Raw genomic sequence first — 13,501 nt, 5'->3', positions numbered from 1 at the left:
AGGCAGGCGCGCCTTGTCGATCAGTGCCAGCCGTTGTGGCGGCCGTTGTCCCAGTGGCCACGATCGCCGCCCCAGCCGCGGCCGTGATGGCGGTACCACTCGTCACGGCCCCAGTAGCGACGGCCGTCCCAGTAGCGGTCGCCATGCCAGCCGATCACGATGGTCGGTCCCGGCGCGTAGACAGGGGCCGGTGCGTAGACCGGCGCAGGCTGATAGACGACCGGCGGCGGAGGCGGCGGCGCATACACGGGTGCGGGCGCGACGTATACCGGCGCCGGAACGCCGAGATTGATCCCGACATTGACTCCCGCCATTGCTGCGCCCGACACGAGCAAGGCCGTCATACCGGTCAAGAGCGAGGCAACACGCAAGGTCTTCATGGATTCCTCTTCTGGTTGTGTCATGTGTGATTCGACTATAACGGCAAGCGCCGGTCCCGCATATTTCCACTTTGTAAGAACTGATGCGCGGCATCGCAACGGGAAGCTTGCGCTAACGTCTTGTAACAATCGACGGCCTGAATGCGGCATGCCGGCATCTTTCTGCCCACGCCCGCGCCCTTACCCATCGTCCGCATCTGGAACGGCGACATGCACCAAGCGCCGAATCATACTGCGTGTGCAGCGCCCCATCCCCCTTTCGCTCGCCGGTTTCCCCCCGCCTGCGTGCGCCGCGCGCCCTGATCGTGCCCGTCTTGCGGACGAAAAAAAAGCGGCACTCGCGTGCCGCTTTTCCGGTTGGCGCCCCCGCGCCGCAATGCCGCTCAGCGCGACATCATGTTCATGCTGACGTTGTGCATCACCCACAGCGTGCCGACGATCAGGATCGCCGCGGTCAGCACCGTGTAGCTGAACGCCATCACGTTCCAGCGCTGGCCCGACGAGCCGTTCATGTGCAGGAAGTACACGAGGTGCACGATGATCTGCACGAACGCGAGCACGGCAAGCGCGATCAGCGACGCGTGCGGCGACAGCACGCCGCCCATCACGAGGCCGAACGATGCGGCCGTGAGCAGCACCGACAGGATGAAACCGGCGACGTAGCCGCCGACACTGCCGTGCCCTTCTTCGAGTTGAGACGAATGCGAATGGGCCATTTAGATCACGCTCGCGAGATAGACAAAGGAAAACACGCAGATCCACACGATGTCGAGGAAGTGCCAGAAGAGGCTCAGGCACGTCAGGCGTCGCAGGTCGCGATCGGTCAGGTCGCCGCCGCGGAACACGATCTGCCCGGCGAGCACGATCATCCACAGCAGGCCGGCCGTCACGTGCAGCCCGTGCGTGCCGACCAGCGTGAAGAACGCCGACAGGAACGCGCTGCGCTGCGGGCCGGCGCCCTCCGCGATCAGGTGCGAGAACTCGCGCAGTTCCATCACGAGGAACGCCGCGCCGAGCACGAACGTCACCGCGAGCCACGCGAGCAGCGCGCCGCGCCGCTGCTTGTACGCAGCGAGCATCGCGAAACCGTACGTGATGCTCGACAGCAGCAGCGCGGCGGTTTCCACCGCGACGCCCGGAATGTCGAACAGGTCTTTCGCGGTCGGCCCGCCCGCATGCTGCTGGCCGAGCACCGCGAACGTCGCGAACAGCGCCGCAAAGATCACGCAGTCGGTCATCAGGTACAGCCAGAACCCGAACACCGAATGCGACGGCGGATGGTCGTCGTGCTCGAGCAGGGTTGCGCTCAAGGTTTTCTGCAACATCAGTTGGCCTCCAGTTCCACGTCGTCGACGCGCGCGGCCACGCGCTGCGTCGGCTGCTTGTCTTCGATCTTCCGCACCGTCGACGCGGGGATGTAATAGCCGTCGTTATCGCGCGAGCTGTAGATCACGAGCGTCGCGACGATCCCGACGAGCCCGCCGATCGCCATCCACCAGATGTGCCATACCAGCGCGAAGCCGAGCACCAGGCCGAAGATCGCGATCACGAGGCCCGCGCAGGTATTCGACGGCATGTGAATGTCGCGAATCGCTGCCGGGTTCGGCCGGCCTTCACCGCGTGCCTTCATGTCCGCATACGCGTCGAGCGTGCGCACTTGCGGGATCACCGCGAAGTTGTAGTCGGCCGGCGGCGACGAGGTCGCCCATTCCAGCGTGCGGCCCCCCCACGGATCGCCCGTCGTGTCGCGGTACTCGGGCAGGTTGCGGTTGCGGATGCTGACCACCAGCTGCAGCAGCTGGCATGCGATGCCGATCGCGATCAGCACGGCGCCGAATGCGGCGACCAGCAGCCACGGATGCCAGGCCGGGTTGTCGTAATGGTTGATCCGGCGCGTCATGCCCATGAAGCCGAGCACGTAGAGCGGCACGAATGCAACGTAGAAGCCGATCTGCCAGAACCAGAACGCCGCCTTGCCGAGCTTCTCGTTCAGCTTGAAGCCGAACGCCTTCGGGAACCAGTAGTTGAAGCCGGCGAGATAGCCGAACAGCACGCCGCCGATGATCACGTTGTGGAAGTGCGCGATCAGGAACAGGCTGTTGTGCAGCACGAAGTCCGCGCCCGGAATCGCCATCATCACGCCGGTCATGCCGCCGAGCGTGAACGTGACCATGAAGCCGATCGTCCACAGCACGGGCGTAGTGAATTCGATCCGGCCGCGATACATCGTGAACAGCCAGTTGAACACCTTCACGCCGGTCGGGATCGCGATGATCATCGTCATGATGCCGAAGAACGCGTTCACGTTCGCACCCGAGCCCATCGTGAAGAAGTGGTGCAGCCACACGAGGAACGACAGCACCATGATCGCGCAGGTCGCGTACACCATCGTCCTGTAGCCGAACAGCGGCTTCTTCGCGAACGTCGAGATGACTTCCGAGAAAATGCCGAACGCCGGCAGGATCAGGATGTACACCTCCGGGTGACCCCATGCCCAGATCAGGTTCAGGTACAGCATCGCGTTGCCGCCGGCTTCGTTCGTGAAGAAGTGCATGCCGAGGTAACGGTCGAGGCCGAGCAGCGCGAGCGTCGCGGTCAGGATCGGGAACGACGCCATGATCAGCACGTTCGTGCAGAGCGCGGTCCACGTGAACACCGGCATCTTCATCAGCGTCATGCCCGGCGCGCGCATCTTGATGATCGTCACGAAGAAGTTCACGCCCGTCAGCAGCGTGCCGACGCCCGAGATCTGCAGCGCCCACAGGTAGTAGTCGACCCCTACCCCCGGACTGAACTGCAGCTCCGACAGCGGCGGATACGCGAGCCAGCCCGTCTGCGCGAATTCGCCGATCACGAGCGAGACGTTGATCAGGATCGCGCTGACCGCCGTCATCCAGAACGACAGCGAGTTGATGAACGGGAATGCGACGTCACGCGCACCGATCTGCAGCGGCACGATCAGGTTCATCAGGCCGACCATGAACACCATCGCCATGAAGAAGATCATGATCACGCCGTGTGCCGTGAAGACCTGGTCATAGTGGTGCGGCGGCAGGTAGCCGGGCCCGTTGTACGAGAGCGCGAGCTGCATGCGCATCATGATCGCGTCCGCGAAGCCGCGCAGCAGCATGATCAGCGCGACGATGATGTACATCACGCCGAGTTTCTTGTGGTCGACCGTGGTCAGCCATTGCGTCCACAGCCATTTCCACCGGCCGGAGATCGTCAGCGCGGCGAGAATGCCCAGCACGACCAGCCCCATGAAGGCACCGGCCCCCATGATGATGGGCTGATCGAACGGGATCGCCGAGAGTGTGAGTTTGCCGAACATGCGTTACCCCTTCGTGCCGCAGGCGGCGTCCTTCAGGTCGAGGACGTGGCCATCGTTGTATTTCGCGATGATGTTGTGGAAGAGCCGCGGATCGACCGACGAGAAGTAGCGCACGGGCGCCTTCTCGCTCGGCTGCGCGACGGTGCCGTACACGGTCGCGTCGAGCCGGTCCGGCGACGCCTTCACCTTCTGCACCCATGCATCGAACTGTTCGCGCGGCTCGGCGAGCGTGCGGAACTTCATGTCGGAGAAGCCGCGGCCGCTGAAGTTGGCGGACGTGCCCGCATAGTTGCCGGGCTCGTCGGCGATCAGGTGCAGGCGCGTCTGCATGCCGGCCATCGCGTACACCTGGCCGCCGAGCTGCGGGATGAAGAACGAGTTCATCACCGAATCCGACGTGATGCGGAAGTTCACCGGCGTGCCGACCGGAATCGCGAGCTGGTTCACCGACGCGATGCCGAGTTCCGGATAGATGAACAGCCACTTCCAGTCGAGTGCGACGACCTCGACATCGATCGGCTTCACCGACGACTCCAGCGGCTTGTACGGGTCGAGCTCGTGCGTGGTCTTCCACGTGAGCACGCCTAGGAACAGGATGATCAGCGTCGGCACCGTCCAGATCACGACCTCGATCGCGGTCGAGTGCGACCAGTTCGGCGCGTAGGTGGCGTTGCGGTTCGATGCGCGGTAACGCCACGCGAACCACAGCGTGAGCAGGATCACCGGCACGACGACGATCAGCATCGCCCAGGTGGACGTCGCGATCAGCGCCTTTTCGGCAGCACCTACGCTTCCTTTCGGATTTAGTACATCTAAATTACAGCCTGACAGGCTCAAAGCCGCGCCGATCGACATCAGCGCCACTCCGCCTTTTGAAGCTTTTCTTTTCATCACACAGCCCGAGGGTCATTGAATCCGTTTGCGTATGCCCGATGCGCATTCGATCCACGAAAGTGGCCGAATCATACGTCGCGCGAGTGCGATGAAAAACCAGCTAATGCGGAAAATCATCATTGCAGAATCTGCTGTGAGACAGATTGTCGCGGGGCAATTTCACGCAGCCGAAGGCCGGCCCGGCGCTGCCTGCGCCGGACCGCGATCGGATCGATGTGTGTGCAACGACCGCACCGCCGTGCGATGCGTCCCGCTCGCGCGACGTGTCGCGATCAGCCGCGCGTCGATGCCATGTACGACGGCTGCGGCTGCGCAGGGCCGTCCCCGGTCGGCAGCTTCGAATGACTCGCGTCTTCGATCAACCGTCCGACGGTCGGATCGATCGCGTCGGTGAACGGCTTCGGATAGACGCCGACCATCACCACGACCAGCGCGAGCGACGCGAACATCACGATCTCGCGACGGTTCAGGTCGGCGAGCTTGCCGATCAGCGGGGTCTTGACCTTGCCGAACACGACGCGCTTGAGCATCCACAGCGTGTACGACGCGCTGAGGATCAGCGTCAGCGCCGCGATGGCGCCGATCCAGAAGTTGAAGCGGATCGCGCCCATGATGACCATGAACTCGCCGACGAACCCCGACGTGCCCGGCAGGCCGACGTTGGCCATCGCGAACAGCACCGTGAAGGTCGCGAAACGCGGCATCACGCCCGCCACGCCGCCGTACGCGGCAATCTCGCGCTGCTTCGTGCGATCGACGAGCACGTTCACGCACAACAGCATCGCGCCCGCGACGAAGCCATACGACACGAGCTGCACGATCGCGCCTTCGACGCCGATCCGGTTGAACAGGAACAGCCCGAGCGTGACGATCCCCATGTGCGCGACCGTCGAATACGCGAGCAGCTTGCCGAGATCGGTCTGCGCAAGCGCGATCAGGCTCGCATAGACGATCGCGAACAGCGACAACGCGATCACGGCCGGCGCGAAGAAGTGGCTTGCATCGGGCGTGACCGGCAGCGCGAAGCGCAGGAACCCGTAGCCGCCGAGCTTGAGCATCGCGAGCATCAGCGCGGCGCCGGTCGGGCCGTCGGTGTAGACGTCGCTCAGCCACGTGTGGACCGGCCACATCGGCACCTTGACCGCGAATGCGGCGAAGAAGCCGAGGAACACCAGCAACTGCGGCGCGAAGCCGAGCTGCAGCGTGCGCCATACGGCCATGTCGAACGTATGCGACTGCGCGTACAGGTACAGCATCGCCATCAGCAGCAACAGCGAGCCGGCGAACGAAATGAAGAAGAACTTCACGGCCGCGTACACGCGACGCTCGCGCCCCCACGTGCCGATCAGCAAATACAGCGGGATCAGCGTTGCCTCGAAGAAGATGAAGAACAGCAGCCCGTCCTGTGCGACGAACACGCCGACCATCAGCCCTGACAGGATCAGGAACGACGCGTAGTACTGCGCGACGCGCACCGTGACCGATTCCCACGACGCCACCACCACCACGAGCGTCGTGAACGCGGTCAGCACGACGAGCCACAGCGACGCGCCGTCGATGCCGACCCGCCATCCGGAATTGAATGCGGCCAGCCAGTTGCGGCTTTCGACGAACTGCATCGCAGCCGAGTGTGCACCGAAGCCGGCAACCAGCGGCACGACCGCCGCAAGCCCCACCAGCGCGCCGACGAGCGCGATCAGCCGTGTACGGCGTGGATGATGGTCGGAACCGGCGCGCAGCAGGCACGCGCCGAACAGGATCGGAGCCCAGATGGCCAGGCTCAGGAAGGGGAAATCATGCATGTCAACAAGGCCTTGATGAAGTCGCGCACTGCATCGGGGACAGGCGAGACGAAAGGAACGAAATCAAATCGACAGATAGATTTCGTGAATCGCCAGTGTTGGCAAAATGTAAAGCGGCATCACCGGAAAACTTGACGCCGCTCAAACGCGATCGGGTTAACCAGCATAAGGCGATTGATTATTTTCTGCAGCGCAGCAGAGCATTGATTTTCGCCGTCATCCTATGACGCTGATTTTTATGAGTAATTTTTTGTATTGCCCGATCAGGCCGATCGTGAAAATCGACGCAGTGCCGCATTTTTGACGCCGGCAGGCCAATCCTGAGGGTCTAACCAAGCCGATTGGCGCGTGGCAATGCAGCGCGTGCACGCCCTTCGATTCTTACATCGATTCTTTCATTTTTATTTCATTCTGCTTTGCGCAGTGCAGGTCGAGCGAATGGCCGCTCCCCTCGCCCTTCATGCCGGCGCCCGCTATCGCTGATGACTCAGACGATCCCATATGCGCATCGTCACCGCGCGATAGTGGCCGTGTTGCGCGGGAAAATGGACGAAGCGGCTGTCGCGCGTGGCATAGACCGGCGACGACGCGAGCGTCATCGCATCGACGATATGGCGCGCATCGATCATGCCGGACTCCAGCAGCTCCACAAAGATCGCCTGTTGATCGCCGCCGCTCGCGTAGACCGACGAACGATCGCCGAAACCTTCGATGCGCACGCACATGCGCTCGACGAGTTCGCGCATCGGCGCCACGTTGCGCACGCCGATCATGCACGAGTTGATCGCCCATGCCGTGTGATCGGTACCGATCACGAAGTCGCGGCCGTCGATCGTGTCGTCGACTGGCCGACTCTGATCGATCGCCAGGATGTCAGCATCGACCCAGAACACGAACGCGTGATGCGGCAGATGTTCGCGAATCAGATGCAGCTTCGCCCAGTTCGCATCGATTCCGTCCGGCAGAAATGCGGGCGGTTCGCGATACGCGTGGTACGCGTAACCATGCCGCGTACAGTATCGAACGAAGTTCTCCTCGTGCAGATCGCCATAGCCCGCGATATGCGACGTATGCAGGCTCACGAACGCAATTCGCGCCTGCGGATTCACATGCCGCTCCGCATCGCGCGTTCTCTGCTGCGCGGCACGCCAGTCGTCCATTGCGTGCGGGTGATCGCCGCGCTGGTATCGCTCGGCATCGTCGACGAGCGCCTGCACATAGCGGAAGTCGTAATCGGCAGCCGGCACCCAGACGCCATCCACCTGCCGCCACTCGGGCGCCTGGTGCGCGACGAGCGGCCGGGCACCCGCGATCGAATCGATCGCGAGCCCGTCGCTCCAGATCGTCTGGACCGATGCGAAATGACCGTTCGCGAGCGGCATGTCGAACGGCAGCGGCGAAAAGTGCTCCGCCAGCAGCGTCGCCTCGCACGCGTGCCGCCGCTCCGGAAGGTACATCGCCCATTTGCCCAGTTCGACCACCAGCTTGCGCAACTGCTCGCGCACGCCAGGCACGTTGCGAAAGATCATGCCGCTCGCGGCGGGCAGCGCCGACTTCGACGTCTGCGTCGTGACGATCGCGTCGTAGCCCTGTGCGACATCCTGCAGCGCCTGCGGGTCGAATACGACGGAGAACGGATCGAGCACGAGCAGCAATGCACCCGGCTCCATCGCGACGAGCTGCGCGACGATCGCGTGATATTTGTGCAGGACCGGCTGGCGCTCGCCATACACGTGCATGCCGTCGACCGTCACGTGTCGGTAGCCGTGCAGCTGCGCATAGCGCGCGTGGTTGTCGACAAGCCCGTCGACAGGCCGATGAGAAAGGACAGTCAGAACAGAATGCGGGCTGGCCAAGCGCATCACCTCGAGTCACAACGAACGATAGGCGATATGTAACCCACTATCGCCGTGCAAGTCGAGTACTCATTGCATGACCGGCCACCCCGCCCGACGGACGGATGGGATCCGGCCGCGTCGCGCATCCGGCGCGCGATAGCGCCGGAAAAAGAAAAAGCCCCGCAAGTCCGAGAACTTGCGGGGCTTTGTCACCGCTTTTGGCGGAGACGGAGGGATTCGAACCCTCGATCCAGGTTTTGGCCCAGATGCTCCCTTAGCAGGGGAGTGCCTTCGACCTCTCGGCCACGTCTCCCAAACTTTCGCTCGCACCAGGGAGGCAGTGCGACGAGAACGAAATAGTATAGGGTTTCGAACCGTACGTCAATTTCCGTGATGCATTTTCTTCAACGCATCACGAAAAATTCACGATGCCTGGTCGAGTTCGAATGCCTTGTGCAGCGCGCGGACGGCCAGCTCCATGTATTTCTCGTCGATCAGCACCGAAATCTTGATTTCGGACGTCGAGATCATCTGGATGTTGATGCCCTCTTCCGACAGCGTGCGGAACATCTTGCTCGCGACGCCCACGTGCGAACGCATGCCGACGCCGACGACCGACACCTTCGACACCTTCGGGTCGCCCTGCACGTACTCGGCGCTCACGTGCCCCTTCACCTGGTTGGTGAGGATGTCCATCGCCTTCTGGTAGTCGCCACGGCCGACCGTGAACGTGAAGTCGGTCTTGCCCTGGACGCTCTGGTTCTGGATGATCATGTCGACGTCGACGTTCGCATCCGCGACCGGGCCGAGGATCTGATACGCGATGCCCGGCTTGTCGGGCACGCCCATCACAGCAATGCGTGCTTCGTCGCGCTGGAACGCGATGCCGGAAATGACTGCCTTTTCCATGGTCTCGTCTTCTTCAAAAGTAATCAGGGTGCCCGAGCGCATTTCTTCGTCGAGCGCAATCAGCGGATCGGTCAGGCTCGACAGCACACGCGTCTTCACCTGGTATTTGCCGGCGAATTCGACCGAGCGGATCTGCAGGACCTTCGAGCCGAGGCTGGCCATTTCCAGCATTTCCTCGAACGTCACGCGATCGAGGCGTCGCGCCTCTTCGACGACGCGCGGATCGGTCGTGTAGACGCCGTCGACGTCCGTATAAATCAGGCACTCTTCGGCACCCAGCGCAGCCGCGACCGCCACCGCCGACGTATCCGAGCCGCCACGGCCCAGCGTCGTGATGTGGCCGTCCGGATCGACGCCCTGGAAGCCCGTGATGATCACGACCTTGCCTGCATTCAGATCAGCCTTCACGCGCTCGTCATCGATCGAGTGAATGCGCGCTTTCGTAAACGCGCTGTCGGTCTTGATCGGCACTTGCCAGCCGGCGTAGCTCACGGCCTCGACGCCGATTTCCTGCAGCGCGATCGACAGCAGGCCGACGCTGACCTGCTCGCCGGTCGACGCGATCATGTCGAGCTCGCGCGGGCTCGGCTGGCTCGAAATCTCTTTCGCAAGACCGAGCAGACGGTTGGTTTCGCCGGACATCGCCGAAGGCACGACCACCATCTGGTGCCCGGCCTGATGCCATTTTGCGACGCGTTTCGCGACGTTCTTGATGCGCTCGACCGAGCCCATCGAAGTGCCGCCGTATTTGTGTACGATGAGTGCCATTGTCGTTCTGAACTGGAGGAGAAACCGCACGGGCGCGCTGGGCAGGCCGCGTAGCCGTTCGGTCACGCGGCTTGTGGCTGTGGACGGACGACGAGGGGGACGGCTGGGACGCAACACGCAAGCGTGACGGATTTTGCCCGGAAGGCCGATCAGGCCGCGCAAACCGGGTACGTCACGCGGAAAACCTGCACAAATCGCTCAAAAATCGAGCCGAGCAAACGTCCGAGCGTACCCGATAGAGGCCCGCTTGACAAGCCGCTCGCGGCGTCCGGGGCCGTTCCGGCGCTGTTTACCAAATGGTGAAAATGCGCGCGCCATCGCGCCGTCGTCAGCCTGCCGCCATCATGCGATCAGCAGGTCCGGACGCCACTCGATCCGGCGCCACGCGCCATCATCGGACGCCCCACCGTCGGAGCCGACATCGCGGTTCACGCCAAGGCGCGGCACGTAGATCAGCGAATCACCGGCGAACAGCAACGGCACGTCGCGCTGCCAGGCGGGTACACCGCGCTCCTGGAACAGGTTCTTCAGCGTACGGCCCGGGCCGCCCGGCGACGTGCGCATCCGCTCGCCGCCCGCACGGGCACGCGCCGCCAGCCGCGCGCCGCGCAGCAGCGCCTCCGGCACCGCGTCGGCGCTTCCCGCATCGGCCGGCGCGAACACGAACGTGCCGCGCCAACCCGGCAGGTGCCAGACTTCCTGCCCGTCCCACGCCAGCATCGATTCCGGATGCGGGCTCCCGGTGCCGTCGTCGGCCGGTTCGCTGCTGTCGCCCGCTTCCCAGTAGACGACATCGCGATAAAGGCGCAGGCATTGCCCCGCGTGATCGACGCGCAGCGCATGCGCGACATTCGTGGCACGCAACTGCCGCATCATGTTGGCGAGCCGGGCGGCCGACGCACCCGGCAGACCGAGCCGGCGCATCCAGAAGCGCAGCAGGTTCGCGCCGCGCGTATCGTCGAACGCGACCAGCGCGTCGCGCGACAGCGCCTGCCCGTCATCGCGCGTGGCAACGGCGAAGTCGAGCTCGGCCAGATCGTCGAGCAGTCGCTGTGCGGCCGCCGCATGCTGGGCCGCGCGGCCCAGTGCGTCGCGAAAACCCGGGAAATGCACGGCCAGCGCCGGCAGCACGTCGATGCGCAACGCATTGCGCGCGTAGCGCGTGTCATTGTTCGATTCGTCGTCGATCCAAGCCAGCTCGTACTGCGTCGCATAGCGCTCGAGTTGCGCACGCAACAGTCGCAGCAGCGGGCGCACACGTTCGACGCTCGCGCCGTCAGGGCGGTAACGCGGCGCCATCGCGGCAAGCCCCGCGATCCCCGCGCCGCGCAACAACTGCAGCAGTACGGTCTCGGCCTGGTCGTCCGCATGCTGCGCGAGCCACAGCGTGGCCGCGCCGTGGCGTTCGCACATCTCGTCGAGCGCCGCATAGCGTCGCTCGCGCGCCGTCGCCTCGACACCGAGGCCGCTGTCGCGCGGCACGTCGACGCGCATCGACTCGAATGCGACACCGAGCCGGGCCGCACTCGCCTCGGCATGCGCAACCCACGCGTCGGCATTCGCACTCAGCCCGTGATGCACGTGCAGCGCGACGCAGCGCGACGCGCCCGCGACGCGCACGGCTGCATCGAGCAGCACCGTCGAGTCGAGGCCACCGCTGTACGCGATCGCGACGCGTGCATCGGACGGCATGCCGGAAAGCGCAACGCCGACCGCGTCGAGAACGACACGGTCGGCGGAGAATTCGGATGGCGGAATCACGAGCGGAACGCGCGCGCAGCGGCGCGCGAATGGAGGACGCAGCCGGTCATGCGCCCGGCGTGGTTTCCTTGAACTTGCCGTAGGCCATCAGGCGCTCGAAGCGGCGCTCGCGCAGCGCATCGATGCTCATGCCCTGGAACTGGCGCAGCGAATCGGCCAGCGCACGGCGCAGCAGCGCAGCCATGCCCTTCGGATCGCGATGCGCGCCGCCGAGCGGCTCGTTGATGATCTTGTCGATCAGGCCGAGCGCCTTCAGGCGATGCGCGGTCAGGCCCAACGCTTCCGCTGCTTCCGGTGCCTTCGCAGCGCTCTTCCACAGGATCGACGCGCAGCCTTCCGGCGAGATCACCGAGTAGGTCGAGAATTGCAGCATCATCACGGTGTCGGCCACTGCGATCGCGAGTGCGCCGCCCGAACCGCCCTCGCCGATCACCGTCGTGATGATCGGCGTCTTCAGCTCGGCCATCACGTACAGGTTGCGGCCGATCGCCTCCGACTGGCCGCGCTCTTCCGCGCCGATGCCCGGGTACGCGCCCGGCGTGTCGACGAACGTGAAGATCGGCAGACCGAACTTCTCGGCGAGACGCATCAGGCGTTCGGCCTTGCGATAGCCTTCCGGACGCGGCATCCCGAAGTTGCGCGCGGCGCGCTCCTTCGTGTCACGGCCCTTCTGATGACCGATCACCATGCACGGATGGCCGCCGAAGCGCGCGAGGCCGCCGACGATCGACACATCGTCCGCGAATGCGCGGTCGCCGTGCAGCTCGTGAAAATCGGTAAACAGTTCTGAAACGTAATCGAGCGTGTACGGACGCTGCGGATGCCGCGCGATCTGCGAAACCTGCCACGGCGACAGGTTCGCGTAGAGGTCTTTCGTCAGTTGCTGGCTTTTCTTCGACAGCCGCTCGATTTCTTCCGAAATGTCGACAGCCGAGTCGTCCTGCACGAATCGCAGCTCTTCGATCTTGGCCTCGAGTTCGGCGATCGGCTGTTCGAAATCCAGAAACGTGGTCTTCATGTGTTCGAATCCTTGGGTCTTGCGGCAGCGCGTATTCTACCCGCGCGGGCGACGCTCAAAACCGGCTCTCAACTATTGATGTTTAAAACCCGATAGCCGCCGCTCAGGCGTCGGCGTCGGGCGCATCGAGGCTGCGCCACATGTACCAGGTCGCGACGGTGCGCCACGGCTCCCAGTTGGCTGCAACCTCGCGCGCCTCGCTGCGCGTGACGGGTTCCCCGCTGAAGTAATTGACGCTGATCGCGCGGATCAGGCCCGGGTCGTCGAGCGGCAGGACGTCCGGCCGCGACAGGTTGAAGATCAGGAACATCTCGGCCGTCCAGCGGCTGATGCCGCGGATCTGCGTGAGTTCCGCGATCACGTCCTCGTCGTCCATCGACGTCCATTTGTCGACGTGCAACGCGCCCGACACGAAATGCTGCGCGAGATCGAGGATGTATTCCGTCTTGCGCTTCGACAGCCCGCACGCGATCAGCTTGTCCGCGCCGAGCCGGATCACCGGCTGCGGCGCGAGTTTCGGACAGGCATCCCCGATGCGCGCCCACAGCGACTGCGCCGACGGCACCGAAATCTGCTGGCCGACGACCGAGCGCGCGAGCGTGACGAACGGGTCGCCGCGCTTCACGAGATGCGCGGGACCGAACTTCGGAATCAGTTTCTTCAGGATCCGGTCGCGCTTGACGAGGTCGGCGCATGCCTTGTCCCAGTAAGCAGGACGCACGACGACCTCCTCGCCGTCCGCTTCAGACGCGCGGGCCTTGCGGGCCGCGTCGGCGGCCGGCAGCGCAGCCGCCGGCTGG

Annotated in this window: 11 protein-coding genes and 1 tRNA gene; all 12 read right to left on the bottom strand. The window is 64.1% G+C overall.

The window, feature by feature from the left end; all coding sequences use genetic code 11:
* Positions 1–20: 20 nt before the first annotated feature.
* Positions 21–380, bottom strand: a complete 360-nt coding sequence (locus G3N99_RS09075) for a hypothetical protein (RefSeq protein ID WP_174954735.1) — start codon at positions 378–380, stop codon at positions 21–23.
* 383 nt (positions 381–763) lie between these two features.
* Complete coding sequence (gene cyoD / locus G3N99_RS09070) at positions 764–1,096, bottom strand: cytochrome o ubiquinol oxidase subunit IV (RefSeq protein WP_174943381.1); 333 nt, start codon at positions 1,094–1,096, stop codon at positions 764–766.
* Positions 1,097–1,705, bottom strand: a complete 609-nt coding sequence (gene cyoC / locus G3N99_RS09065) for a cytochrome o ubiquinol oxidase subunit III (protein ID WP_011352505.1) — start codon at positions 1,703–1,705, stop codon at positions 1,097–1,099.
* A complete protein-coding gene (gene cyoB, locus G3N99_RS09060; RefSeq protein ID WP_206122188.1) occupies positions 1,705–3,711 on the bottom strand; it encodes a cytochrome o ubiquinol oxidase subunit I in 2,007 nt (668 codons plus the stop codon). The genes cyoC and cyoB overlap by 1 nt, the downstream gene beginning before the upstream one ends.
* A gap of 3 nt (positions 3,712–3,714) precedes the next feature.
* On the bottom strand, positions 3,715–4,602 hold the full coding sequence (gene cyoA / locus G3N99_RS09055) for a ubiquinol oxidase subunit II (protein ID WP_039342567.1): 888 nt from the start codon (positions 4,600–4,602) through the stop codon (positions 3,715–3,717).
* A 275-nt stretch (positions 4,603–4,877) separates the two neighbouring features.
* Complete coding sequence (locus tag G3N99_RS09050) at positions 4,878–6,407, bottom strand: NADH-quinone oxidoreductase subunit M (protein ID WP_206122187.1); 1,530 nt, start codon at positions 6,405–6,407, stop codon at positions 4,878–4,880.
* A 473-nt stretch (positions 6,408–6,880) separates the two neighbouring features.
* Positions 6,881–8,269, bottom strand: coding sequence for a hypothetical protein (locus G3N99_RS09045; protein WP_206122186.1), 1,389 nt, complete (start codon positions 8,267–8,269; stop codon positions 6,881–6,883).
* Between the two features lie 195 nt (positions 8,270–8,464).
* A tRNA-Ser gene (locus tag G3N99_RS09040) sits at positions 8,465–8,558 on the bottom strand.
* Between the two features lie 110 nt (positions 8,559–8,668).
* Positions 8,669–9,922: an aspartate kinase gene (locus G3N99_RS09035; protein WP_174941919.1), complete on the bottom strand. Its 1,254-nt coding sequence runs from the start codon at positions 9,920–9,922 to the stop codon at positions 8,669–8,671.
* 342 nt (positions 9,923–10,264) lie between these two features.
* Positions 10,265–11,683, bottom strand: coding sequence for a tRNA lysidine(34) synthetase TilS (tilS, locus tag G3N99_RS09030; protein WP_206122185.1), 1,419 nt, complete (start codon positions 11,681–11,683; stop codon positions 10,265–10,267).
* A 46-nt stretch (positions 11,684–11,729) separates the two neighbouring features.
* On the bottom strand, positions 11,730–12,701 hold the full coding sequence (locus G3N99_RS09025; RefSeq protein WP_174941915.1) for an acetyl-CoA carboxylase carboxyltransferase subunit alpha: 972 nt from the start codon (positions 12,699–12,701) through the stop codon (positions 11,730–11,732).
* Positions 12,702–12,804: 103 nt separating this feature from the next.
* Positions 12,805–13,501, bottom strand: a 697-nt coding sequence (locus G3N99_RS09020) for a DNA-3-methyladenine glycosylase (protein WP_241011549.1), incomplete at its 5' end; no start/stop codon positions are given.

It is taken from the genome of Burkholderia sp. Ac-20392, assembly GCF_017104585.1.
Taxonomy (GTDB): Bacteria; Pseudomonadota; Gammaproteobacteria; order Burkholderiales; family Burkholderiaceae; genus Burkholderia; species Burkholderia lata.
Note: the sequence above shows the minus strand (reverse complement) of the source record. Positions and strands in the feature narration are given on the sequence as shown.